The organism is Pseudomonas sp. G166 (assembly GCF_037027455.2).
In the GTDB taxonomy this organism is placed as follows: domain Bacteria; phylum Pseudomonadota; class Gammaproteobacteria; order Pseudomonadales; family Pseudomonadaceae; genus Aquipseudomonas.
Genome location: NZ_CP146985.1, coordinates 2,422,253 through 2,443,947, shown reverse-complemented (window position 1 = coordinate 2,443,947; position 21,695 = coordinate 2,422,253). Strand labels below are relative to the sequence as shown.

The window sequence follows — 21,695 nt, the reverse complement described above, 5'->3', positions numbered from 1 at the left end:
GGTTGGCGAATCATGACGCAGTTAAATCAAGTTTTGTGAGGAGCTTGTCGGCTGCGTCAGATCGCCTGAGGTGGCTTTTCTGTTCGTTGCCCGGCACTCCGCCGGGCTTCGCTTTTCCGCTGACTGCCTCTACATTCAATCTTGCAAATCGAGCTCTGGCACCTTGAAGCTTCTGGCGACAGTTCTACAAAGAACAGGGACACGTCCAAACCAATCTAGGCTATCTGGAATTTAAAGATCTGCCCGTTGGTTTCATACAGGCGGAGGTCTTTATCAGATTGGCATGAGGTCAGTAATAGCCCATGACCTCGTTTTCCATCTCGGATCAAAAAACGCCGAGATACTGCATCCAGTCAGGCAGTCCGCCATTGAGTGCCAAGTACGGGTTGAGATAGCGGTAAGAAATGATCTACACGCTCGATCATTAACCTTCATTTTTTGGCATATTCACGATCGATCCATCCCATTAAGCTACCTCGCACTCATATCCTGGCAGGCAGTTCGGTAGCGCATCATGTTAGAAATCCGCAAGGCGGGCGATCGCGGAAGCACCCGTTTGCCTTGGCTCAAATCCCGCCATTCGTTCTCCTTCGGCGGCTACAAAAACCCGCAGGAAATGGGGTTCTCCGACCTTCGGGTCATCAATGACGACCGTGTGGCTCCAGGTAAAGGGTTTAGTCAGCATGGCCACCGCGATGTCGAGATCCTCACCTACGTGCTGCAAGGAACCCTGGCCCATCGGGATACCCTGGGGAACAGTGCGAAGATCAAGGTCGGTGAGTTTCAGCTCATCAGTGCCGGATCAGGCATCGAACATAGCGAGCTCAACGCATCGAGCACCCAGCCCGTCCACTTTTTGCAGATCTGGCTGACACCGCAGGCCTCCCGCACCAAGCCCAGCTATCAGCAGAAGCAATTTTCAGTCGATCAGCATCGCGGGAAGCTCCAGCTGATTGCCTCAAAAGAGGGAGCCAGCGGCTCGCTGAAGGTGCGTCAGGATGCGAAGATTTACGTAGGCCGCTTTGGTGCCGGCGACTCGGTAACCTTGCCAATCAGCAGCCGGCGACAGGTCTATGTGCACGTGATTGATGGTCGGCTCCAAGTGAATGGCGTAAGGCTTGCGCAAGGTGACGGGCTAAAGCTGGCTGACGCCAGAAAGCTCGCGATTTCAGCACCCGCCGACGCACAGGTGATGGTGTTCGACCTCCGCTCTGTGACAGAAAAATCGTCTAAGCCCAAGACCGCTGGCCTGTGTGTCACGCGCGCGTGCGGCAGTCGAAAGCGATGAAACCGGTAAGTTGGTGTCCGGTACCGTAAGCACTTCGGCTTTCGCTCAACGACAGCTACGCGGCGTCGGCGGTATGCTTCATCCTGAATAGCCAATGACCATCGTTTTTTGGAAAGCTCGTGATGGCAATTGCCGTACCCCCTGACCTGGATAGCGCGGAACACCCGATCCAGCCCCTGGCCCGCACCTATCCCCGAGGCCTGGCAATCGAGCCTCACATGCATGATTGGGGGCAGCTGCTGTATGCAGAGAGCGGGCTCATGTGGGTCGACACGCCGAACGCCGCACTGCTGGTACCGCCCCATCGCGCCGTCTGGATTCCTCCGCTTATCCATCATGGAGTTCGCGTGGTCTCCGACCTGGAAATGCGCAATATCTACCTGCGAGAAGAACTGGCTGTCCGAATCGGCAGCGAGCTTACGGTGGTGGAGGTCAGCCCATTATTGCGTGAATTGATCAGGCGTCGTGTCAGCGTGGGGGCAACACCTGATGAGATCTACCGAGATGCCCTGGATGGATTGCTGGTAATCGAGCTGCGGCAAGCACGCACCGCCTCCCTGCAAGTACCCATGCCCGCCAATGGCGATCGACGTTTGCGCAACCTATGCGAGAACATCCTGCGAACGCCCTCCCTGAGCATCTCGTTCGAACAGCATGCCCAAGCCATCGGTGCCAGCACACGGACACTGACCCGCCTGTTCAACCTGGAGCTGGGCCAGGGGTTTACCGAGTGGAGGCGACAGGTGCAACTCGCCTACGCGTCTGCCCGTCTGCTCGATGGTGCAGCCGTCAGCGCCATTGCCGACGAACTCGGCTTCAACTTGGGCAGCTTCAGCGAGATGTTCCGCCGCTCGGTAGGCGTTGTACCTTCCGTCTACGCCTCCCGTCACCTGCAGAGATGAATCCAAACTGTCAGATACGCGTAAGTATCTGGCAGGTGCGGCAGGACGGACGACCTTAAGCTGGGACACATCATCCACTTGAGGTAACGCATCATGAAGGCTCTGCAGTTCACGGCTACCGGCAGTATCGATCACCTGAGCCTGGTCGATCTGCCTACCCCTACCCCGGCTACCGATGAGATTCTGGTTCGCGTCAAAGCTGCAGGCCTCAACCCGAGCGATGTGAAGAACGTCCTTGGGCGCTTCCCCTACACCACGCTGCCTCGCGTACCAGGTCGGGACTTTGCAGGCGTTGTTGAGCAAGGCCCTGCGGACATGATCGGTCAGGAAGTCTGGGGCACGGGCAAAGGCCCTGGCTTCCTGCGCGATGGCTCGCATGCCGAGTTCTTCACCCTGCCCGCAACCGGCGTGGCGTTGAAGCCCAAAAGCCTCTCGTTCGCCCAGGCAGCCGCCATCGGGGTGCCCTTCACGACCGCCTACGACGCTGTTGAGCGCACTGGCATCAAGCAAGGCACGTCGTTCCTGGTCATTGGTGCCAATGGCGCTGTCGGTACCGCTGCATTGGCCCTGGCGAAGATCCGCGGAGCACGCGTGCTGGCCGCCGTGCGCAGACCAGAACAAGCCGCTGCACTTGAAGCCAAGGGCTACCAAAGCATCGTTCTCGACTCGGCGGAATCGCTGGGCGCTCAGGTCGCAGAGGTTTTCCCAGGCGGTGCCGAGGTAGTCTTCGACACCACCGGCTTCTGGCTCCCGGCGTCGGTGTCAGCACTCGCGAACTTCGGGCGTATCGCGATCATCGCGGCCCCTGTCGACGGCATGGTGAATTTCCCAGCATTGGCGCTGTACCGCAAGGGTGGCGTACTGGTGGGCGTCAATTCCCTGCTGTATGACACCACGCAATGCGCAGCCATGCTCAAGGACTTTGGCCATTACTTCGATGAAGGTGTGCTGCCTGCGCCAGAGGGTGTTCGCGAAGTGGCTCTGATCGATGGCATTGCCGAATACAAGGCTGTCGAGGGTGGCAACAGCGACAAGACCGTACTGATTCCCTGAAGGGTCGTGCTGGGTAACTCTAAACCCACCGGAGCATTTCCGGTGGGCATTGATCATTCGAGATCCTCACAGCATAGAACTGGGCTACGGGCGCACCAATGCTCAGCATCGCCTAGCGAGTGGCGCTTTGCTGCGCTACGCCTCCTCTCGATTAAACATTCGTCGAAAAACGCAAACACTCAGGTCGCTCAAAGCGCAATTGTTCGCGGATCTAGCCACGCGTAGCCTCACCTCCAAGCCTCCCGCCAATTGACTCGGTGAGCGCCAACACTCAGCAGCCTCGCCCGAATAAAAATAAAAGGAAGCAGGTATGTCCACACGTGCGTTTAAGAATGCAGCGCTTTGTCTCGCCCCCATTTTGACAATCGGAACCCTTATCTCTGCAAGTGCGCTCGCAGCAGATCCCCTGGGCAGCCTGGTCGGTAGTACCGCGCTGGGTAAACAGCTGAAAGAGGACTATGGGGTCAAGGTGTACGGTTGGGCTCAAGCGGGCCTGATCTATAACAACAACTCCACCGATGACGTCAGCAAACAGGCGTTTTTCAACACGGATGAAGGCTTCAACCTCAACCAGTTCGCCTTGGGCATCCAGCGCTCCCCTGCCAGCAATATCCAAGGGCGCATCGGCCCGTTCCCAGGCCCCATGCCGCAGGAAGCCGACTGGGGCTTCAACGTCACGACGGTCTATGGCAAAGACGCCCGCTACTTCAAGACCTACGGCTGGGATGAAGACCTCGGAGTCAACCGAGACAACAAGCCCGAGGACGAGGCGTTCACCATCGCTCAGGCGTACCTGGAGTTCTACTTCCCCGTACTCGGTGGCTCGGACTTGATGCTCGGCATCTTCCATACCCCGCTGGAGAATGAGATCGGCTTTGCGCTGCCCTCCCCGGCGCCCACAGACTTCTACAGCCACACCTATTCCTTCATGCATGGGCCAGCCAAGCATGCCGGTGCACTGTACTCCTTCAAGCTGCCGTCGGCGCCCGGCGAAAGCATGCTCGGCTTCGAGGTCGGCGTCGTTCAAGGGTGGAACAACCTACAGAGCGAGAACCACGACCCACATGTTATCGCCAACGTCCGTTGGCGGTCAGCCGACTTTGGCACATGGGTGGACTGGGAAAACATCTACGGCAATGGTGGAGGCGACAGCTTCGCCAACTGCGCATGTGGCTCCCCCATGCCCGCTGGCACTGAAGATGACACCGCCCAGCGTTACGAGACCTACCTGACCATTTCGCACCAGCTCGATCCGGCGAACCGAATTGCTGTTGAGACTTCGTACGGCAAACAAAAGAACGGCGCGCTCGCAGGCTTTGCCAACAAAACCGACGCGACTTGGTACGGCGCCAACTTCAATTTCCATCATAAGTTGAGCGAGAACCTTAGCTGGAACAGCCGGGCAGAGTGGTTCTACACCGACGCACCGGTACATGTGGTGATGGCCAATATCGACTCGCGCACCGGTATCCCTGACCCCAGTTGGGGCAGCTTCTATGCGGTCACCACCAATCTCTCCTGGCTGCCGGTACCGAATCTGCGCCTACGTCCCGAAGCGCGTTACGACATCCATTCCGGCCCCGGGCGAGATGCATTCGGTGACGGCAGTCGGGATGCACAACTGGTGCTGTCGTTCGACGCCACCGTCTTCTTCTAAACCCTGTCCGCCACCTGACCTGGTTCGGGTGGGCGGCCAGTCCTGGAATTCATCCCAACGTAGGAGCTGACCATGCGAGACGACAACAATAAAAACCTCGTCGGTGGATTACCGGTAACGCGGCGCAACTTCCTGCGCACCACTGGCGTCGTGGCAGGTACCGCTGCGCTCGCCAGCATGCCCTTCGGGCCGTTGTTGGCTGCTGAGCGCACCATCAAGATTGGCTATGTGAGCCCGCAAACGGGGCCGCTCGCGCCCTTCGCTGCAGCTGACCAGTACATCCTCCAATCGCTGCAGCGCGTAATGAATAACACGATCGGCATCGGCGGCAAGAGCTACAAATTCGAGGTCGTGGTCAAGGACAGCCAATCGAACCCGAACCGGGCAGCGGAGGTTGCCAGCCAGCTAATCCTCTCGGACAAGGTCGACTTGATGCTGGTGTCCTCCACACCCGAGACGACCAACCCCGTATCCGATCAATGCGAAATCAACGAAGTCCCTTGCATCTCCACCGTTGCGCCCTGGCAGCCCTGGTTCTTCACCCGTGGCGGTGATCCGGCTCAAGGTTTCGAATGGACGTACCACTTCTTCTGGGGCCTGGAAGATGTCATCGCAGCCTATACGAGCATGTGGGCTGACCTGGACACCAACAGATCGGTGGCTGGCCTGTTCCCCAACGATGGCGATGGCAACGCTTGGGGAGACGCGAAACTGGGCTTCCCTCCGACCTTGAAAGAGAAGGGTTTCAGCCTGGTCGACCCAGGTCGCTTCCAGAGCCTCACCGACGACTTCTCGGCGCAGCTTTCGGCATTCAAGAAGGCCAACACCGAAATCGTCACGGGCGTGGTCATCCCGCCCGACCTCACGACCTTCTGGACGCAGGCGCGCCAACAGAACTTCGAGCCCAAGATCGTTTCCGTCGGTAAAGCGCTGTTGTTCCCAAGCGCAGTCGAGACACTCGGCAAGTCAGGGCACAACCTCTCGACCGAGGTCTGGTGGAGCCCCAATCACCCGTTCAGCTCCTCCCTCACCGGTGCTTCATCGAGCCAGCTGGCTCGCGAGTTTACCCAAGCCACCGGCAAGCAATGGACGCAGCCACTGGGCTTCGTTCACGCGCTCTTCGAGCTGGCTGTCGACATCCTCAAGCGAACCGAGGAAGTCGGAAATCCTGAAGCGGTGCGGGATGCATTGCGCAAGACACGCCTGAATACCGTGGTAGGGCCGGTGAACTGGAGCGACAGTCCGATCAAGAACGTGGCGAAGACGCCCCTGGTCGGTGGTCAGTGGCGCATGCAGGACAGCGGCAAGTTCGATTTGGTCATCACCAGCAACGCCAGTGCTACCGCCATTCCCGTTGGCGGCGAAATGCAACCGATTATTTACCGGTGAGGAGGTTGTGATGGAGCAGCTACTCGCACTGGAGAATGTGCATAAGAGCTATGGCTCGTTCAAGGTCACCGAAGGCGTCGACCTCTGCCTCGGGCAGGGCGAGGCACTCGGCATCATCGGGCCCAACGGAGCCGGCAAGAGCACCCTGTTCAACCTCATCGCGGGAGGCGTCATGTGCGATGTGGGCTCGATTCAATTTGATGGGCACGAGGTCACTCGGGAGCCGGTGTTTCGACGGTGCTATCGCGGGATCGGGCGATCCCATCAGATCCCGCATCCGTTCGTGAAAATGTCGGTCTTCGAGAACCTGCTGGTGGGCGCTTCATTTGGCGGCCAGCTGTCCGGGCGTGCAGCGCAGGCGTGGTGCGTTCATGTTCTCGAGCTCACTGGTTTGCTCAAGAAAGCCAACCAGCCTGCAGGCTCGCTGACGCTTCTGGATCGCAAACGGCTCGAAATGGCACGAGCGCTGTCGACACGTCCGAAGCTGCTCTTGCTGGACGAGATCGCGGGCGGCCTGACCGAACCCGAATGCCATGCACTGGTGGAGACCATCCAAGGCATCCACAAAGGTGGCACGTCGATCATCTGGATCGAACACATTGTGCACGCGCTACTCGCCGTCGTCAGTCGCCTGATGGTGTTGAACTTCGGTCGCAAGATTGCTGAGGGCGATCCGCACCAGGTCATGGCGGACAAGCATGTCCAGGAAATCTACATGGGCATGGGGAGCGCCGCGTGATGCTAACCGTCAAAAATCTGTCTGCACGGTACGGCGACTTCCAGGCCCTGTTCGATATCAGCCTGGAGCTCCAACAAGGCGAGACCGTGGCCATCATCGGCTCGAATGGCGCAGGAAAATCGACCTTCTTGCGCTCGCTCGCCGGCCTCATCCGGAATGCACCGGATGCGATCGTCTTCAACGGCGCTGCAGTGGGCGATAAACCCGCCAACCAGACCCTCTCCTCAGGCATTGCCCTGGTACCAGAAGGTCGCCGACTGTTCCCGTCCCTGTCGGTCGAGGAAAACCTGCGCATCGGTGCTTATCGCAAGCGCCCGGGGAACTGGTCGCTTGAGCGGATCTACGAACTCTTCCCGGTATTGGAGAAACTTCGCAAACGCCCAGGCACTGCTTTGTCGGGCGGCCAACAGCAGATGGTCGCGATAGGACGGGCACTCATGTCCAACCCCCAACTGCTGCTCTGCGACGAGATCAGCCTGGGGCTCGCGCCCACTACCATCAAGGACATCTACGCCGCCCTGCCCTCCATCAAGGCAGACGGCACCACCGTCATGCTCGTCGAGCAGGACATCAACCAGGCACTGGCGGTCAGTGATCGATTTTACTGCTTCCAGGAGGGGCGCGTTTCACTGACCGGGAAGTCTGGCGAAGTCGGTATGGATCAGATCAAAGCAGCGTATTTCGGGGTGTAGCATGGACTGGATTAATACCGTACTGCAGGGTGTCCTGCTGGGTGGCCTCTACGCCATGTTCGCCGTTGGGCTGTCGCTCATCTTCGGCGTCATGCGCCTGGTCAACATCGCCCACGGCGACTTCATCGTGCTCGCGTCGTACCTGGCCTTGGTCGTCGTGTCGCACTTCGGCCTGTCGCCCTTGGCGAGCCTTGCCGTAGTCGTTCCGATCATGTTCATCCTCGGGTATGTGTTGCAGCGCGTCCTGCTGAACCGCACCCTGGGCAACGACATCCTGCCGCCGCTGCTGGTGACCTTCGGGCTCTCCATCATTCTTCAAAACGGGCTGATGCAGGTCTTCTCCGCCGACAGCCAGAAGCTGTCACAGGGTGAACTGGAAGTGGCCAGCGTTAGCATGGGCAGCCTGAGCGTAGGCGTGATGCCGCTCATTGTGTTCTGCACCGCCGTCGTCATCATCGGCGGGCTGCAGCTGCTCTTCTACAAGTCATCGATCGGTCGGGCATTCCGGGCCACTTCAGATGACCAACACACCGCTCAGCTCATGGGCATCAATAACGCTCGAATATTCGGTATCGCGATGGCTCTGGCCATGGCCGTCGTATCCATTGCCGCCGTCTTCCTGTCGATCCGTACCAGCTTCGATCCCACGGTCGGCCCGGCACGACTGCTGTACGGATTCGAGGCTGTGATTATCGGCGGACTGGGTAGCCTCTGGGGCACCCTGGCGGGCGGCGTCATCCTGGGGGTTGCCCAGGCTGTCGGCGCCAAGATCGATCCTGGTTGGCAGATCCTAGCAGGCCACCTGGTCTTTCTTGCCATTTTGGTCGTTCGGCCTCGCGGCCTATTTCCCCGGAGTGTCGACTGATGAACAGCATGACAAACAACGTAGGCCACCAGCTGGAAGTGGCCGATGCCCAAGCAGCACCTTCCTTTGTAGTGCAGCGCTCGACGCGCAGCAGCATAGTTGGCTTGCTCCTGATGACGATTGCCTTGACCATCCTGCTCAGCGCTCCCGCCTGGGCAGAGCGGGCCACGTTGCGCGTGATCGTGGAGTTCACTTGCTACCTCGCGCTGGCTCAGATGTGGAACCTGCTTGCCGGGTACGCGGGCCTTGTTTCTGTAGGCCAGCAAGCCTTCATCGGACTAGGTGGGTATCTGTTGTTCATCCTGGCCACCAAGTTCGGTCTGCACCCAATTGCCGCCGTCGTAATGGCGGGCGTCGTGGTCGGGATCCTGGCGATTCCAACAGCCTTGATCGTGTTCCGGCTGGCCGGAGCATACTTCGCAATCGGCACCTGGGTGGTCGCTGAAGCGTTCCGACTGGGCATCGCACAGTCAGCAGCCTTGGGCGGAGGCTCCGGACAAAGCCTGCCAGTGGCCGTGGTAAAGCAGCTCGGGCCGCACCGAGAGGCGATCATTTACTACGCCGGCGTGTCGCTTCTGGTTGCCGCAGTGCTGGGGAGCTTTCTCTTCCTGCGATCCCGGCAGGGCCTGGCGCTCACCGCCGTGCGAGACTCGGTGACGGCAGCAGGCAGTTTGGGCGTGAACACCTACCGCATCAAGCTGATGATCTACGTCGCCACGGCTGCATTCACAGCACTCATCGGCGCCCTGCTGTTCTTGCAAAAGCTTCGGATCTCGCCAGATGCGGCATTCAGCCTCCAGGACTGGACGGCAGTGGTCATCTTCATCGTCATCATCGGCGGAATCGGCACGCTGGAAGGGCCCATCATCGGCACCCTGCTCTACTTCGCGCTTCGAGGGGCGCTCGCCGAATACGGCACGTTCTACATGATCCTTCTCGGCGCAGTTGCAGTGGGGATGATGCTGTGGGCTCCCAAAGGCATTTGGGGCACGGTGCAGGAAAAGCTGGGGTGGCAATTACTGCCCATGCGCCGGCGCCTCATCATCCACTGACGAGAGTGACACAAGTATTGCGAGGCGGCTTCGAAGCACGTCTCGCAACGCTGTTGTAGCCCTGAGCACAGTCATGCCATATCGCCAGCGCACACAGGGATGTCATCTCATGACATTCGTCGCTGCCTTGCTTGCCGGACTGATGTCAGCCGTCTTGACCATGTTCCTGGTATCGATTGCCTCAGCCAGCACCACGAGCCCAACGAACTCCGCTGGGCCGACCGTCTTCTTCGCCATCTGGATCGCGTCATTCGTCATAACGATGACCGCATCCACACCGCGAAAGCCTGGCGCCGACTGCTGCTTCTGTCAGCATCGCGTCGTTCATGATGCCGCTAGCGGGAACCATCTTCACCGACAGCTTCCAGCGCACCAGAACGCTATTTCCGCTGCGGAGCGAATACGTGCAGCTGTGGGCGGCACCTGGTCACAGGTGCACTGGGTTTCATAGGCTTCTTCCTGGGCGTAGTTGCACACACCCAGCGCGCCTTCTCTTCGGGATCAAATGAGACTGATCGATCTCGGGCTTCTATTCATGCGAGTCTACATTTCCCTTTTGGTCTTGTAGGTGCACGGTTTGCCCAAGGCTCACTGGAGCATGGAACTGCAGCGATAGGCGTGGGTGTCGATCCGCATGGATTCGTTGGCATAGTCGATGGCAATCGCGGACACGCTGGGCGGGGCTGTGGCCGAGGCAAGGTCTTTAGCGGCTCGTATCTTCGCCTTGGATCAGCCCCTGCAACAGTTCTGCTTCCTCTCCTTCACCCAAGTAGAAAAGGGTATGGCTGATCCCCACCGTTTCTTTCAGGTAACTCCCGCGCTTCGCATGCGTCAGCACATCCGGGGCTGTCGGGAAGTGCCCCAACAACTCAAGCGCGGTGTTCCTGGCATCATCAGGAATACGTGAATCATGTGTGAGGTTCTTCAGAAAATGGCGAGCGGCAACGGTGGAAATCGTACGGTGTACGGGCATGAGACGCTCCAGTAAACAGAGGGTGACCATGCCCGACCAGCCTCTGCCAATCGGGCACTATTCTACCCGACCGTGACGATTACGGCGTTGCCCTCAACCAAGATAAGCGCCCCACCTTCAACCCTGCAGGGTACGCTTTCGAGGTGCGCCCCGGCGCAGGGGCCGTCCACACACAGGCCATCCTCGAATCGGAACATCGCCGAGTGGTGAGCACACATGATGAGCTGGCTTTGGTAGGTACAGAAATCGCCAGGATTGTAATCCAGCGGAACAGAGAAATGAGGGCAGCAATTGCGATAGAGCCAGGCCTGCCCACCTCGCCTCACGGCCACCAGCGGCTGCTGCTTGCCCTTGATCACCACCTCCAGTGCCTTGGCCCCGCCCTCAGCGATGTCATCCAACCGGCAGAGCATCACCTGTTCGTCAGCCATCACGATAACTCCGGATTGCCCAGGCCCCAACTCCAGGGCCGCACCACGACCTGCTCAAAGATGCCGGCCCGCATGTAGGGGTCATCTGCCAGGAACGCTTGAACCTCCTCGACCGAGTTGGCCTCGACCACCAGCAGCGTGCCATTCATTTTCCCGCTGGCACATTCCAAGGTCGGCCCGCCGAGCCTGACCACAACGAAATGCGGCGATGGATTACGCAGGTACTGTCGATGAGCCGCGCGTACACGCTCTCGCACTTGCCCTTGTTCAGGTTTGTCTGTGGCGAACACGGCGAAGTATTGGCTCACGATGGCACCCGGGGCAGCACGAAGTCATAGGCGGCGTGCTGGAACGCCCCTTTGAAACCGAACACCTTGGCCAGCGGATCGTTGGCCTCGCGGGGCTGATAGACCACCCGCAGGGAATCCTTCACACCGAACACGGCGTCTGAATCAAGATAGGGGTCGTCGTGATTGAAAAGGTGCGTCACCAAGGTTCGATACCCCGGTGCCTCGATCATGAAGTGCAGGTGGGCAGGACGCCACGGATGCCGGCCGGTTGCAGACAACAGCTGCCCTACCGGGCCATCGGTGGGGATCGGGTAGCTTACCGGTACCACGGTACGAATAGCATATCGACCTTGTTCATCGGTGTGGTAGCGCCCGCGCAGGTTTCCAGCCGGTTGCTCGGTGTCCTGGCCAGAGTACATACCATTGGTAGCGGTCTGCCAGATATCCAGGGTCGCATTGGCCAGTGGATAGCCGTCAGCGTCAGTGATCTTGCCTGTCACCAGTGCAGGAACACCCGGTGTGAAGGCCATGTTCTCGCCATACTCGCGGTCGGGCATGCCCTCGATGTAGAACGGCCCAAACACGGTGCTTTCAGTGACCGTGTGATGAGCGCGGTGGTTGATGGCATCGACCAGCATCGACAGTCCGAGCACATCTGACAGCAAGATAAATTCCTGACGCACCAGGCCATCGCACATCTGGCCAGTGGAGGTCAGGAAGCGGATGCCCTCTAGCCACTCCTGCTCAGTCAGCTCAACCTCCTGGGTAAAGGCGTGGACGTGACGAGCGAGGCTTTGAACAAGCTCGCGGAGCCTGGCATCCGGTGTAGCACTGAAGCTGGCAATCGCCTTTTCGGTGATCGTGGCTTCTGCAGGGGTCTGTTTCATTGTTATTGGCTCCCTGAAAAAGGACACAGGCTCCCTGCACGGAAGCCTGTGCCAAAGGTTGAACACATCAGGCGGGTGCCATCCCCAACCTTGCTCGTTCCAGCATCTGCTCAATCGGCGCACGCTCAAATGGCCGAGGGTTGTAGTAGGGACTTTCACACGCAATCCGCGCGGTTTCCTCCGGCCCCTCAACCGGGAAGCCGATGGCCTCCAAAGCCAGTGCAATACCCAGCTTGCGGTTCAGCTCGTAGAGCAGAGGCCCAACCTCTTCCGCTTCAACACCGCCCAGTGCGCGGGCAGCGCGTTTGAGTTGGCTGGATGCTGCACTTCGGTTGTAGTGAGCCGAGTGCGGCAACATGATCGCGTGAGCCTGGGCATGGGGCAGATTGAAGGTACCGCCCAAGGTATGGCAAAGCTTGTGGTGGATCGCCATCCCGACCGAACCCAGGCAGATACCCGCCAGCCAAGCGCCATACAGTGCCTCTTCCCGCGCCGTTGCATCGCGAGGGTCAGCCACCACCGAAGGCAGCGCATTGGCCAGGGCCCGGATAGATTCTTCCGCCATTAAGCTGATCACAGGATTCGCATCCTGGGCATACAGTGCCTCTACCGCGTGAGCCATGGCGTTCATGCCTGAGCAGGCGGAGATTTCAGCCGGCAAGGTATGGGTGAGCCTCGGGTCGTAAATCACGGTCTTGGGCAGAACGCGGCTGTCTCGACCGGTTTTCTTCAGTCGGTTTTCCGTCAGGCCCCAGATAGGCGTCATTTCCGAGCCAGCGTACGTGGTGGGCACCGCGACAATCGGCAGACCGGAATCCAGGGCAATGGCCTTGCCCAGGCCGATGGTAGAACCACCACCGACCGCCACGCAGCAATCCGCCCCGCGTTTGGCAGCTTCCGTGCGAGCCGCCTGTGCAACCTCCAACGGCACATGCATGATCGCTTCGGGGTAAACGCCAGCGCTGCGTTGACCTATCATCCGAGCGATTTCCTCGCCCATGGCCCGCTGCTCTGGCGTGGTCAGAATGAGCGCGCGCTCGGCACCCAGTCGCTCGATTTCTTCGGCCAATTTTTCCAGCGCACCCGTGCCAAACACTACGCGACTGGGATTACCTTGATACGTGAAAGACTTCATAGCGACCTCAGCGTTTGAAGTGCGGTGGGATGGTGGCATCCACGTTGACCCAGACCGAGTGCGCCTCGGTATAGTCATGGATGGCCTCAAAGCCCATCTCGCGGCCATAGCCGGATTGCCCCACGCCGCCGAACGGGCTGCCTGGGCTGACACGCTTGTAGCAGTTGATCCAGCACATGCCGGCGCGGATCTTGGACGCCATCTTGTGGGCGCGCTGCAGGTTCTGCGTCCACAGGCCGCTACCCAGACCGTAGGCAGTGCCGTTGGCAATGGCCAGCGCTTCTTCGTCAGTCGAGAATCGCATCACCGTCACGAAAGGCCCGAACACTTCTTCCTGCGAAACGCGGTGGTGCGGCAAGGCCTCAACGACGGTCGGCTCGACGTAGTACCCGTCAACCAGACCCGGCGCGGTGGGCGCACGGCCTCCCGTGAGAATCTTCCCGCCCTCCTCCAGGGCAACTGCCACGTAGGAAAGTACGCGATCACGGTGCAGGGCCGACGTCAGCGGGCCCATCTCGGTGTTCGGATCCAGCGGATCACCCAGGCGGATGGACTCGGCCAGCTTGATGAATTTCGCCAGGAACTCATCGGCGATGCTGTCGTGCAGCACCAGGCGGGAACCCGCGATGCAGGCCTGACCCTGATTGTGGAAAATGGCCCAGGCGGCACCGTTCACCGCCGCGTCGATATTGGCATCTTCGAAGACGATGTTCGCGCCCTTACCGCCCAGTTCAAGTTGGACGCGCTTGAGATTTCCCTGGGACGCCTCGACGATCCTTTTGCCAGTAGCCGTCGACCCAGTGAAGGAGATCTTGCCCACGTCGGGGTGATCGGCCAGCCGTTGGCCTGCCGTGTGACCGTAACCCGGTACAACGTTGACGACACCGTCAGGGAAACCGACTTCTTTCATGAGCTCGGCGATGCGCAGCGCGGACAGCGGCGTGATCTCGGAAGGCTTGATCACCACGGTATTGCCAGCTGCCAGGGCCGGGCCCATCTTCCAGCTGGTGAACATCAGCGGGAAGTTCCAGGGCACGATCTGCCCGACCACCCCGATCGGTTTGCGCTGGACATAGTTCAGGAAGCCCGCCTCGACGGGGATCACCGAACCTTCGATCTTGTCCGCCATGCCGCCGAAGTAACGAAAGCACGCAGCGGTGCGCGGCACGTCCAGATTACGCGAGTCGCGAATCGGGTGACCGGTGTCGCGCGACTCAAGCTGCGCCAGTTCTTCAGCATTCGCTTCGATGGCATCGGCCAGCTTGAGCAGCAGACGCCCCCGGTCCGCCGGCGACAGGGCTGCCCAGGCCGGGAAGGCACGCTGCGCAGCGGCAACAGCCAGGTCGACATCTTCTGCTTCGGCAGCAGCGATCCGAGTGAGCAACGAGCCGTCGGCAGGGCTCATCACATCGATTTCACCGCCTTTGATAGCAGGTACGAAGCGACCGTCGATGAAAAGTTGGTTTTGCATGGCAATGACTCTCCCTACGCCGCATCGCCTGCGGCGTGGTTCAAAAGGTTCGGTGGAACGGATGATCAGAAGTCGACGGGATACGGCTTGAGTTCGCCGCTCTCGTAGCGCTGAGGCAGGTTCGGGGTGGCGTTCTCCCACACCAGCAGCATCGATCGCTTGGTGGAGTAGCCCTGATGACGTATGTCGGCAGGCATGGCGGCGATGTCGCCGGCTCGCATGGTCAACCGAGCGCGAGGAGTACCATCGTCTTTGTCACCCACATCCCAGATAATCTCGTCCGACATCTGCAAGAACCACTCAACGCGATCATTACCGTGGAAGACCGGCAGGATGTATTCCTCGGTGGTCGGACAGAACAAGCTGGCCTTGCACACCGAGCTGACCGATGGGTTCCAGGTCACGTCAGAACGCGACAGGTACTTGAACAGGTTGATGGCATGCAGCTCGCCTTCGAAGCCGGCGGCGACGTGCATTTCTGGCTCATCCTGAACGACATCTTCAAACTGGCGGTTAACCGGCAGGTCATTGCGCAACGGCGAATCGCCCGGCAGACCAGGCATACGCTTGGTGGCGATGCGGAAGCGCTCGATAGCCTCGATGTTGTCGCCACGCTTACGACCGAACGCGCTACCGGTTTCCTCGGGCGCGGCAAACGGATCGAAGCCTTCGTTTGTCCAGTCGCGCAGGATGGCCTTGAAGGTCGCCATGATCTTCGGCGTTTGGAACTGTTCGATGTAGTCGACCCCAGCATCGCGCAGTACACCGTTAAAGGTGCCAGCGTACAAGTCGACCTTGCCGTAGTGGTTGTGGGTACCGATCACAGAGTCGAAATTGACCCAGCCGTAGAAGAAGCCCCAGGCGACATCACGCATCAGCGCACGGAGGAAGGCATCTGCAGGGATCAGATGCGAGCGAGTTTGACCTTTGGCCGGCCACTCGACACGAGCGAAATACTCGTCGCGGGAAATGGTGAACGCGCCAAGGCGGAAAGTGCGATATCCGGTGATAGCGTCCGGCGCACTGGCATCCACCTCTTCGAGCAGAGGCAGTGTGGAATCGAGTTCGACAGTCTCAAGCATGGCCATGTTGCGGTCTCCTTATACGTTGCAAGTCGATTTACTTCAGGCAGATTTCTGCCCATTTCTCTACGGAGAGAGGGCCTTGAATGGTCTGCAGGAGAATCACGCCAGGGCGTGGACTTTCGAAACGGTAGGCGCAGCCGGCAGGCAGCAATGCCTGGTGACCACGGCGCAGAACGACGTAACCCATGGGGCGCCCTTTTGGCTCATCGCCAGCGAGCTGGGTGCCGTCGCCGCCCGCAAAGGGCTGATCGAGCTTGAGAAAGTCGATGCGCACGTCGCCGTCCATGCAGATGGCAAACTCATCATGCGCACAGGTGTACCAGGCCGAACGGCCCTCTGCGCGAAGCACCTCGATCACGTAGCCCAGGTTCAGGCCAACGATGACTTTCTCGTACGGGGCCGACTTATCGGCGACCTCGAAGACATTGGAGAAAGCGTAATGACGGGCGTCACCTTTGACGAGTTCGATGGTGCCCTTGCGGTAGTTCGCCAGAGAACCGAAGACAGTGCGATAGGCAGCAGTCATGTCGGATTACCTTTGTTGTTGTATTAGTGAGTTCAAGGTAAATCCCATGAGGATCACCAACAATCCCACATCCACCGACCTCAGTGTTTGCGAAACACAAACAACTGAGGCAACGAAACAAGCCGACGGCCTGACACAGGCGAATGCCTATCGAATCCAGCCGCGCTCCAGCAAAGGCTTGTCCCAGAACGGTTCATCGGCCATCCGCTCGAGCAAAAAATCGAGCAACGTCCGCACCTTGAGTGCGTTACGCTGGGTTGCGGGAAAGACAGCAGAGAAGTTAAAAGAGGCGAGCGGATAGTCGGTAAGCAACGGCACCATCCTGCCACTTTGCAGCTCAGGACTTGCCACCAGGGTCGGCAGGCAGACCAATGCCTCCCCCGTCAGCGCGTAGTCGCGAAGCAAGTGCACGGAGTTTGAGCGTATATGGCCAGGCAAGCTCAGCTCGATAACGCCAGTGCTGTGGTGGAAATGCCATCGGTTGCGGGTCGGATACCCCTCATAGAGCGCGATACGATGGTTCAGCAAATCTTCAGGGCGCTCCGGCACGCCATGTACGTCGAGATAGGCAGGCGTGGCGAGAAACAGCCTGCGGACACTGAATAGCTTTCGCTCGATGAGCGTTTCGGCTTGGGGCGGGAACATCTGGAAGGCGACATCAAACCCCTCCTCGATCGGGTCTACGACGCGGTCATTGACGATGACGTCAACTTCGATATCGGGATATAGCGTCGTGAATTCCGCGAGCAAAGTGCCGAAATGGTTGATGGCAAATCCAGGCAGCATCTGCACCCGAAGCTTGCCGACGGGCTTGGCGCGCTGATCGCGCATCTGCTCGGTCAGGGAATTGAACCCTGCAACCATGTCCGCGCATTCGCGGTAGTAATTTTCACCAATCTCGGACAACCGGACATGGCGAGTACTGCGGTGAAACAGCGGAGCTTTGATGAACGCTTCCAGCTGCTGAATACGGTGCGTCACCACGGAGCGGGTCACACCAAGCTGCTGCGCAGCACGGGCGAAATTGCCGGTCTCGGCGACACGAACAAATGCCTCAATGCTCAGTAGGCGATCCATTGGACACCTCCATGCTTTTATTTTTATGAATGCAGCAACGCCAGCTAGACCGTCTACGAGTCTAGCTGACGTGGGAGTAACTCGGGCCAGTCAAGGCCCAAGGATTACTTCTTCACAGCTTCCAGCGAGACGGTGATGGTCACGTCGTCGCCTACGTAAGGCACATACTTGCTCGCACCGAAGTCGCTACGCTTGACGACCACTTCTGCGTCAGCACCGATGGCGTCTTTCTTGAGCAGCGGGTGCGGCATGGCGACGTAGTTGGTGATCTTCAGGGTGACCGGCTTCGTCACGCCCTTGATGGTCAACTCGCCGTCCAGCGCGACAGGCTTGTCGCCTTCGAAGCGTACCTTGTCACCCTTGAAAGCGGCGGTTGGATACTTGGCGGTGTCCAGGAACTCAGGGCCCTGAATGTGGCCGTTGAACACGTCGAAACCGGTGTCGACCGAGGTGGTGTCGATGGTGATGTCAACCTTGGCAGTTTTCGCAGCCTTGTCGATGATCACGGTACCGGTGGTCTTGTTGAACTTGCTCAGTTGAGTCGACATGCCGAAGTGGCTGTACGAGAAACGCTCGAAGGTGTGCGAGTTGTCGATGACGAAGGTTTCCGGTGCGGCCATGGCTGCAGTGGCGGATACCGAAGCGGCGCCAGCGATCAGCAAGGCAGTGGTCAGGGATTTCACAGTGTAATTCCTCGAATTCGGTTGAGGTGGATTGTTGGGTATCATTTAGCGGTCGCGGTGATGCGCACCTTGACCTTGATGTCATTGGCGACGACGTCGAACGATGACCACTCGCCTTCCCCAATCGCATAATCGCCGCGCTTGAGGACAAAGGTGCCTTCGAAGACACCGGAGCTGTCTTGTTCTGTGAAAGTGGCCGGGGCGACGATGTCTTTGCTGACCCCCTTGATGCTCAGCTTGCCGGCGACGTCGTAGTTGTTTCCGCCCTTGGGCGTCAGGCCAGTCAGTTCGAAATGGCCTTTGGGGAACGACGCGGTGTTGAACCAGGTCTTGCCGACCACCTCATCGTCGTTCTCAGGCGAACCGGTATCTACGCTGGCAAGGTCGACATCCAAACTCGCCTTCGCGCTTTCCGGTTTGGCAGGGTCAAAACTGACCTGGCCATCGATCTTCTTGAAGTGACCATCCATCGAGACGCCCATCTGTTCGTAGGCGAATTCGATGCTGCTCTTGTCCGGCTGGAACGTGTTGTATTCAACAGCCCATACGGAGGTTGTGCCTGCACTCAGAAGTGCAAAGGCAAGTGCAAGCGTTTTCATAGTGTTCTCTTAAAGATGAACATTGAAACGAGGCAGCATCCGCTTAAGAATGTCGTCACGATCAATGATGTGATGTTTCAGTGCCGCTAGAATATGAACAGCCAGCAGAGCAATAAGGGTGATGTTCAACCACTGGTGAAGCGCTAACAGTTGATCACCCAGCACTTTGTCTCGGCTCACCAGATCCGGAAGCGGAAGTAAACCGAACCACACGGTTTGGAACCCCTTGGCCGAACTCATCATCCATCCCGAAATCGGTATCGCAAACATCAACGCATACAGGGCCAGGTGTCCCAAGTGAGCGGCTGCCCGCTGGGCTGCGGCCATGGTCGAAGGCAGTCCCGGTGCGTTATGGTTCAAGCGCCATAAGACGCGAATCAGAGCCAACACAAACACGCTGATACCCGCCCATTTATGCCACGAGTACAACTTCAACTTCGAAGGCGAAATAGGCAGGTTATGCATATAAAAGCCTAGACCGATCAAACCGAATATCATTACGGCAATAGTCCAGTGCAAGGCTTTAGCGGTTTTCGTGTAGTGAGTGTTCACGGTATAGGCTCTCTTTCCAGCTGGCTTTACAGCTGTCGATTTAGGAGCCACTCTACCGCCAATCATTGATGCTAAAAAGTATACAATATGGAAATATCTGTTCACTCCGGAGTAAACAATGAACCGCATTGAAGCCATGAATGTCTTTGCCCGAGTTGCCGAGCTCGGAAGTTTTTCCGCTGCGGCTTCGCAGCTCGGCATTGCGCGTTCCATGGTCACCCGTCAAGTCGCCAACCTTGAGAAATTCCTAGGTGCCAAGCTCCTGGTGCGCACGACGCGGCACGTCTCGCTGACTTCTGCGGGCCAGGCTTACCTGGAGAAATGTCGGGAGATTCTGTCATTACTGGAAGAGGCAGAATCTGGGGTCATGGAAGAGCGCCACACACCCAGTGGACGTCTGCGCATCAGCTTGCCACTGAGCTTCGGTCTGAGCACCTTGGTGCCGCTGCTAATGGACTTTCGACGTGAGTACCCGGACATCCGTCTCGCCCTGGACTTCAGCGATCGGACGGTCAACCTGGCGGAAGAAGGCATCGACCTCTCGATCCGGATCACGAGCTACCTCGATCCCATCCTGATCGTTCGCAAGCTCGGCGAGGCGCGCTTGCTCACCGTCGCCTCGCCCTCCTACCTGCTTAAGCACGGCGCCCCCGAGCACCCGGTCGACCTGAGCCGTCATGCGTGCCTGGGATATTCCCCTCAAGTGAACAATCGTCCGTGGGCGTATTCCGTGGATGGCAAGCCAGAGCGGTTCTACCCCACCTTCGTCATGCAGGCGAACAATGGTGATGCCATGGCGCAGGCAGCGTTGAAAGGCCTGGGCATCACCCTGCTTCCGGACTTCATCGTCGCGCCACACATCCTGAAAGAGGACCTCAAGGTCGTACTTCAGGCCTTCGAGCCCTCGCCTTTAGGGATTTATGCGGTGCTGCCCAGCAACCGCTACGTCCCGCTGAGGGTGCGCGTTCTGCTGGAATACCTGTCGGAGCAGATTGGAAAAATCACCCCGGCGCTGAATGCCTCGGCTGGTTAAGATTGTTTAGCAAGAAGAGGAATGCTCTTATCTTGGAAGCATCCACAGCGCGGCATGCCTGTCGACCCTGGTAGCCACGCAGCAACCGAGGAGTGAAGTCTGCCAGAGCTTTGAAAAAGGAAGGTAGGCAGCGGCGTACTGATCGGACGCCGCCGAAGATTAAGCCATGATCGGCGTGGCCTGGTAAGCGGCCAACTTCCAATGACCTTCGAGTTTGACCCAGACTGCAAGGCTCTTGTTGCGCAACGAACGAGCCTCACCGTTGATGATCATCTCAGCGTTCATTTCGCCGATGACGAGCACGGATTCACCGTACACGCGGATTTCGTCAATCGGGTGATCGATGGATTTGTACACGTAGTAGCCGCTGTGGCACTTCTTCAAGTAGCTCTCCACAGTGTCGACCGTACCGCTCGAATGCACATAAGCAAGTTCTGGGTGCGCCAGCGCTGCGAACTGATTGAAGTCACCATCAACGACCGCCTGAAACCGCTGTTTCTCCAAGCTGCGAATGATCTGTTCCGCGCCTGGCTCTTTCCCGTCCAGCATGTTGACGCTCCTCTTCTTTCGTGGGATCAACGGGCGCCGCGCACTGGGAGCATGCCCGCAAGTACTTCGTCCTTCTCGATAAAATGGTGCTTGAGCGCGACCAGGACATGACCACCAACCAATGCACCGCAAAGCCAGGCCGCATAGGTATGGATCACTTTGGCCAGGTCGTACAGGCTCTGGTCTGGATCGACCAGCGGTGGCAGCACAAAGAGCCCTGCGACCAGGATCGGTTTGTCAGCAACCGAGCTCCAGTACCAACCCGAGACAGGAAGTGCCAGCAGCGCCACGGAGTACAGCAAGAGGTGCCCCACAAAGGCACCACGCTTCATCAACGGACTCATGGTGTCAGGCAAAGCCGGCGCCGGATGAGTAAGACGCCAGGCAATCCGGCCAACCACCAGGAACAGCAGCGTGCTCGCCATTGCCTTGTGCAAGAACGTCAGCTCGTGATGAGCATTGAGTTCGTCACGCCAGTGCGTGGCCAGGATCCCTATGCACCAGGCGGCAACCCAGATCAACGCCATGCCCCAATGCAACCACTTTGCCGTCGCGGTGTAGCTTCCCACTTTGGCCATCACATACCCCTGTTTCGGATTTTTTGGATGGCTAATTATTGGCCACGCCAGCCAATCAAAAAAATGGCGATTTTTCACTCAAACCAATTGATAAAATTGAACTGTTAGCTTGCTATCAATGCAGCATGTCTAGACAAGAAGCTTATTGATCGATTTACCTGATCTGTTTGCGGTGTTTTTTGGTTAAAT

The 21,695-nt window shown here is 58.6% G+C and carries 25 protein-coding genes; 10 read left to right on the top strand and 15 right to left on the bottom strand.

Annotation, left to right across the window (positions count from 1 at the left end):
* Nucleotides 1-514: 514 nt before the first annotated feature.
* The 9 genes from SGN16_RS11020 to SGN16_RS10980 all read left to right on the top strand — a co-directional run bounded on the left by SGN16_RS11020 (nt 515) and on the right by SGN16_RS10980 (nt 9,637).
* Nucleotides 515-1,288 (top strand): pirin family protein, encoded by a 774-nt coding sequence (locus tag SGN16_RS11020; protein WP_210644005.1) that lies wholly within the window; start codon nt 515-517, stop codon nt 1,286-1,288.
* A gap of 122 nt (nt 1,289-1,410) precedes the next feature.
* Nucleotides 1,411-2,190, top strand: a complete 780-nt coding sequence (locus SGN16_RS11015) for a helix-turn-helix transcriptional regulator (protein ID WP_210644003.1) — start codon at nt 1,411-1,413, stop codon at nt 2,188-2,190.
* A 93-nt stretch (nt 2,191-2,283) separates the two neighbouring features.
* Nucleotides 2,284-3,243, top strand: a complete 960-nt coding sequence (locus tag SGN16_RS11010; protein ID WP_335944015.1) for a zinc-binding alcohol dehydrogenase family protein — start codon at nt 2,284-2,286, stop codon at nt 3,241-3,243.
* Nucleotides 3,244-3,553: 310 nt separating this feature from the next.
* Nucleotides 3,554-4,900, top strand: coding sequence for an outer membrane beta-barrel protein (locus SGN16_RS11005; RefSeq protein WP_335944014.1), 1,347 nt, complete (start codon nt 3,554-3,556; stop codon nt 4,898-4,900).
* Nucleotides 4,901-4,972: 72 nt separating this feature from the next.
* Entirely contained in the window at nt 4,973-6,289 is a 1,317-nt protein-coding gene (locus SGN16_RS11000; RefSeq protein ID WP_335944013.1) for an ABC transporter substrate-binding protein, read from the top strand.
* Nucleotides 6,290-6,299: 10 nt separating this feature from the next.
* Complete coding sequence (locus SGN16_RS10995) at nt 6,300-7,028, top strand: ABC transporter ATP-binding protein (RefSeq protein ID WP_335944012.1); 729 nt, start codon at nt 6,300-6,302, stop codon at nt 7,026-7,028.
* The gene (locus SGN16_RS10990) at nt 7,028-7,720 is read left to right on the top strand and encodes an ABC transporter ATP-binding protein (protein WP_335944011.1); all 693 of its coding nucleotides are present in this window, start codon (nt 7,028-7,030) and stop codon (nt 7,718-7,720) included. Before SGN16_RS10995 ends, SGN16_RS10990 begins: the two co-directional genes overlap by 1 nt.
* A gap of 1 nt (nt 7,721) precedes the next feature.
* Nucleotides 7,722-8,585, top strand: coding sequence for a branched-chain amino acid ABC transporter permease (locus SGN16_RS10985; RefSeq protein ID WP_335944010.1), 864 nt, complete (start codon nt 7,722-7,724; stop codon nt 8,583-8,585).
* Nucleotides 8,585-9,637, top strand: coding sequence for a branched-chain amino acid ABC transporter permease (locus SGN16_RS10980; RefSeq protein WP_335944009.1), 1,053 nt, complete (start codon nt 8,585-8,587; stop codon nt 9,635-9,637). Before SGN16_RS10985 ends, SGN16_RS10980 begins: the two co-directional genes overlap by 1 nt.
* Nucleotides 9,638-9,739: 102 nt before the next feature.
* Here the strand turns inward: SGN16_RS10980 and SGN16_RS10975 are convergent, their stop codons facing one another.
* The 13 genes from SGN16_RS10975 to SGN16_RS10915 all read right to left on the bottom strand — a co-directional run bounded on the left by SGN16_RS10975 (nt 9,740) and on the right by SGN16_RS10915 (nt 19,346).
* The gene (locus SGN16_RS10975) at nt 9,740-9,913 is read right to left on the bottom strand and encodes a hypothetical protein (RefSeq protein WP_335944008.1); all 174 of its coding nucleotides are present in this window, start codon (nt 9,911-9,913) and stop codon (nt 9,740-9,742) included.
* 427 nt (nt 9,914-10,340) lie between these two features.
* On the bottom strand, nt 10,341-10,610 hold the full coding sequence (locus SGN16_RS10970; protein WP_335944007.1) for a BPSL0761 family protein: 270 nt from the start codon (nt 10,608-10,610) through the stop codon (nt 10,341-10,343).
* Between the two features lie 62 nt (nt 10,611-10,672).
* A complete protein-coding gene (locus tag SGN16_RS10965; protein ID WP_307571163.1) occupies nt 10,673-11,041 on the bottom strand; it encodes a Rieske 2Fe-2S domain-containing protein in 369 nt (122 codons plus the stop codon).
* Nucleotides 11,041-11,349 carry a YciI family protein gene (locus SGN16_RS10960; protein WP_307571164.1) on the bottom strand — a complete coding sequence of 103 codons (309 nt, stop codon included), beginning with the start codon at nt 11,347-11,349 and terminating at the stop codon, nt 11,041-11,043. Before SGN16_RS10960 ends, SGN16_RS10965 begins: the two co-directional genes overlap by 1 nt.
* Nucleotides 11,346-12,218 carry an intradiol ring-cleavage dioxygenase gene (locus SGN16_RS10955; protein ID WP_307571165.1) on the bottom strand — a complete coding sequence of 291 codons (873 nt, stop codon included), beginning with the start codon at nt 12,216-12,218 and terminating at the stop codon, nt 11,346-11,348. Before SGN16_RS10955 ends, SGN16_RS10960 begins: the two co-directional genes overlap by 4 nt.
* A 67-nt stretch (nt 12,219-12,285) precedes the next feature.
* Nucleotides 12,286-13,353, bottom strand: coding sequence for a maleylacetate reductase (locus tag SGN16_RS10950; protein WP_335944006.1), 1,068 nt, complete (start codon nt 13,351-13,353; stop codon nt 12,286-12,288).
* A gap of 7 nt (nt 13,354-13,360) precedes the next feature.
* Nucleotides 13,361-14,824, bottom strand: a complete 1,464-nt coding sequence (locus SGN16_RS10945; RefSeq protein WP_335944005.1) for an aldehyde dehydrogenase family protein — start codon at nt 14,822-14,824, stop codon at nt 13,361-13,363.
* Nucleotides 14,825-14,889: 65 nt separating this feature from the next.
* Nucleotides 14,890-15,912, bottom strand: coding sequence for a hydroxyquinol 1,2-dioxygenase (locus SGN16_RS10940; protein ID WP_335944004.1), 1,023 nt, complete (start codon nt 15,910-15,912; stop codon nt 14,890-14,892).
* 31 nt (nt 15,913-15,943) lie between these two features.
* On the bottom strand, nt 15,944-16,435 hold the full coding sequence (locus SGN16_RS10935) for a hydroxyquinol 1,2-dioxygenase (protein ID WP_335944003.1): 492 nt from the start codon (nt 16,433-16,435) through the stop codon (nt 15,944-15,946).
* Between the two features lie 147 nt (nt 16,436-16,582).
* Complete coding sequence (locus tag SGN16_RS10930; protein WP_335944002.1) at nt 16,583-17,512, bottom strand: LysR family transcriptional regulator; 930 nt, start codon at nt 17,510-17,512, stop codon at nt 16,583-16,585.
* A 104-nt stretch (nt 17,513-17,616) separates the two neighbouring features.
* On the bottom strand, nt 17,617-18,195 hold the full coding sequence (locus tag SGN16_RS10925) for a YceI family protein (protein WP_335944001.1): 579 nt from the start codon (nt 18,193-18,195) through the stop codon (nt 17,617-17,619).
* A gap of 41 nt (nt 18,196-18,236) precedes the next feature.
* Nucleotides 18,237-18,794, bottom strand: a complete 558-nt coding sequence (locus tag SGN16_RS10920; RefSeq protein ID WP_335944000.1) for a YceI family protein — start codon at nt 18,792-18,794, stop codon at nt 18,237-18,239.
* Between the two features lie 9 nt (nt 18,795-18,803).
* Nucleotides 18,804-19,346, bottom strand: a complete 543-nt coding sequence (locus SGN16_RS10915; RefSeq protein WP_335943999.1) for a cytochrome b — start codon at nt 19,344-19,346, stop codon at nt 18,804-18,806.
* A gap of 118 nt (nt 19,347-19,464) precedes the next feature.
* Here SGN16_RS10915 and SGN16_RS10910 point away from each other — a divergent pair, with 118 nt between their 5' ends.
* Complete coding sequence (locus tag SGN16_RS10910) at nt 19,465-20,379, top strand: LysR family transcriptional regulator (protein WP_335943998.1); 915 nt, start codon at nt 19,465-19,467, stop codon at nt 20,377-20,379.
* A 159-nt stretch (nt 20,380-20,538) separates the two neighbouring features.
* On the opposite strand, the gene SGN16_RS10905 is transcribed toward SGN16_RS10910, so the two are convergent.
* Both SGN16_RS10905 and SGN16_RS10900 read right to left on the bottom strand, forming a co-directional pair.
* Nucleotides 20,539-20,928 carry a nuclear transport factor 2 family protein gene (locus SGN16_RS10905; protein ID WP_335943997.1) on the bottom strand — a complete coding sequence of 130 codons (390 nt, stop codon included), beginning with the start codon at nt 20,926-20,928 and terminating at the stop codon, nt 20,539-20,541.
* Between the two features lie 26 nt (nt 20,929-20,954).
* Nucleotides 20,955-21,506, bottom strand: a complete 552-nt coding sequence (locus SGN16_RS10900; RefSeq protein WP_335943996.1) for a cytochrome b — start codon at nt 21,504-21,506, stop codon at nt 20,955-20,957.
* Between the last annotated feature and the right edge of the window lie 189 nt (nt 21,507-21,695).

Excerpts from the sequence above, each read along its gene's own strand:
- SGN16_RS11020 (WP_210644005.1), top strand. The coding sequence starts at position 515 with ATGTTAGAAATCCGCAAGGCGGGCGATCGCGGAAGCACCCGTTTGCCT.
- SGN16_RS11015 (WP_210644003.1), top strand. The coding sequence starts at position 1,411 with ATGGCAATTGCCGTACCCCCTGACCTGGATAGCGCGGAACACCCGATC.
- SGN16_RS11010 (WP_335944015.1), top strand. The coding sequence starts at position 2,284 with ATGAAGGCTCTGCAGTTCACGGCTACCGGCAGTATCGATCACCTGAGC.
- SGN16_RS11005 (WP_335944014.1), top strand. The coding sequence starts at position 3,554 with ATGTCCACACGTGCGTTTAAGAATGCAGCGCTTTGTCTCGCCCCCATT.
- SGN16_RS11000 (WP_335944013.1), top strand. The coding sequence starts at position 4,973 with ATGCGAGACGACAACAATAAAAACCTCGTCGGTGGATTACCGGTAACG.
- SGN16_RS10995 (WP_335944012.1), top strand. The coding sequence starts at position 6,300 with ATGGAGCAGCTACTCGCACTGGAGAATGTGCATAAGAGCTATGGCTCG.
- SGN16_RS10990 (WP_335944011.1), top strand. The coding sequence starts at position 7,028 with ATGCTAACCGTCAAAAATCTGTCTGCACGGTACGGCGACTTCCAGGCC.
- SGN16_RS10985 (WP_335944010.1), top strand. The coding sequence starts at position 7,722 with ATGGACTGGATTAATACCGTACTGCAGGGTGTCCTGCTGGGTGGCCTC.
- SGN16_RS10980 (WP_335944009.1), top strand. The coding sequence starts at position 8,585 with ATGAACAGCATGACAAACAACGTAGGCCACCAGCTGGAAGTGGCCGAT.
- SGN16_RS10970 (WP_335944007.1), bottom strand. The coding sequence starts at position 10,610 with ATGCCCGTACACCGTACGATTTCCACCGTTGCCGCTCGCCATTTTCTG.
- SGN16_RS10965 (WP_307571163.1), bottom strand. The coding sequence starts at position 11,041 with ATGGCTGACGAACAGGTGATGCTCTGCCGGTTGGATGACATCGCTGAG.
- SGN16_RS10955 (WP_307571165.1), bottom strand. The coding sequence starts at position 12,218 with ATGAAACAGACCCCTGCAGAAGCCACGATCACCGAAAAGGCGATTGCC.
- SGN16_RS10950 (WP_335944006.1), bottom strand. The coding sequence starts at position 13,353 with ATGAAGTCTTTCACGTATCAAGGTAATCCCAGTCGCGTAGTGTTTGGC.
- SGN16_RS10945 (WP_335944005.1), bottom strand. The coding sequence starts at position 14,824 with ATGCAAAACCAACTTTTCATCGACGGTCGCTTCGTACCTGCTATCAAA.
- SGN16_RS10940 (WP_335944004.1), bottom strand. The coding sequence starts at position 15,912 with ATGGCCATGCTTGAGACTGTCGAACTCGATTCCACACTGCCTCTGCTC.
- SGN16_RS10935 (WP_335944003.1), bottom strand. The coding sequence starts at position 16,435 with ATGACTGCTGCCTATCGCACTGTCTTCGGTTCTCTGGCGAACTACCGC.
- SGN16_RS10930 (WP_335944002.1), bottom strand. The coding sequence starts at position 17,512 with ATGGATCGCCTACTGAGCATTGAGGCATTTGTTCGTGTCGCCGAGACC.
- SGN16_RS10920 (WP_335944000.1), bottom strand. The coding sequence starts at position 18,794 with ATGAAAACGCTTGCACTTGCCTTTGCACTTCTGAGTGCAGGCACAACC.
- SGN16_RS10910 (WP_335943998.1), top strand. The coding sequence starts at position 19,465 with ATGAACCGCATTGAAGCCATGAATGTCTTTGCCCGAGTTGCCGAGCTC.
- SGN16_RS10905 (WP_335943997.1), bottom strand. The coding sequence starts at position 20,928 with ATGCTGGACGGGAAAGAGCCAGGCGCGGAACAGATCATTCGCAGCTTG.
- SGN16_RS10900 (WP_335943996.1), bottom strand. The coding sequence starts at position 21,506 with ATGGCCAAAGTGGGAAGCTACACCGCGACGGCAAAGTGGTTGCATTGG.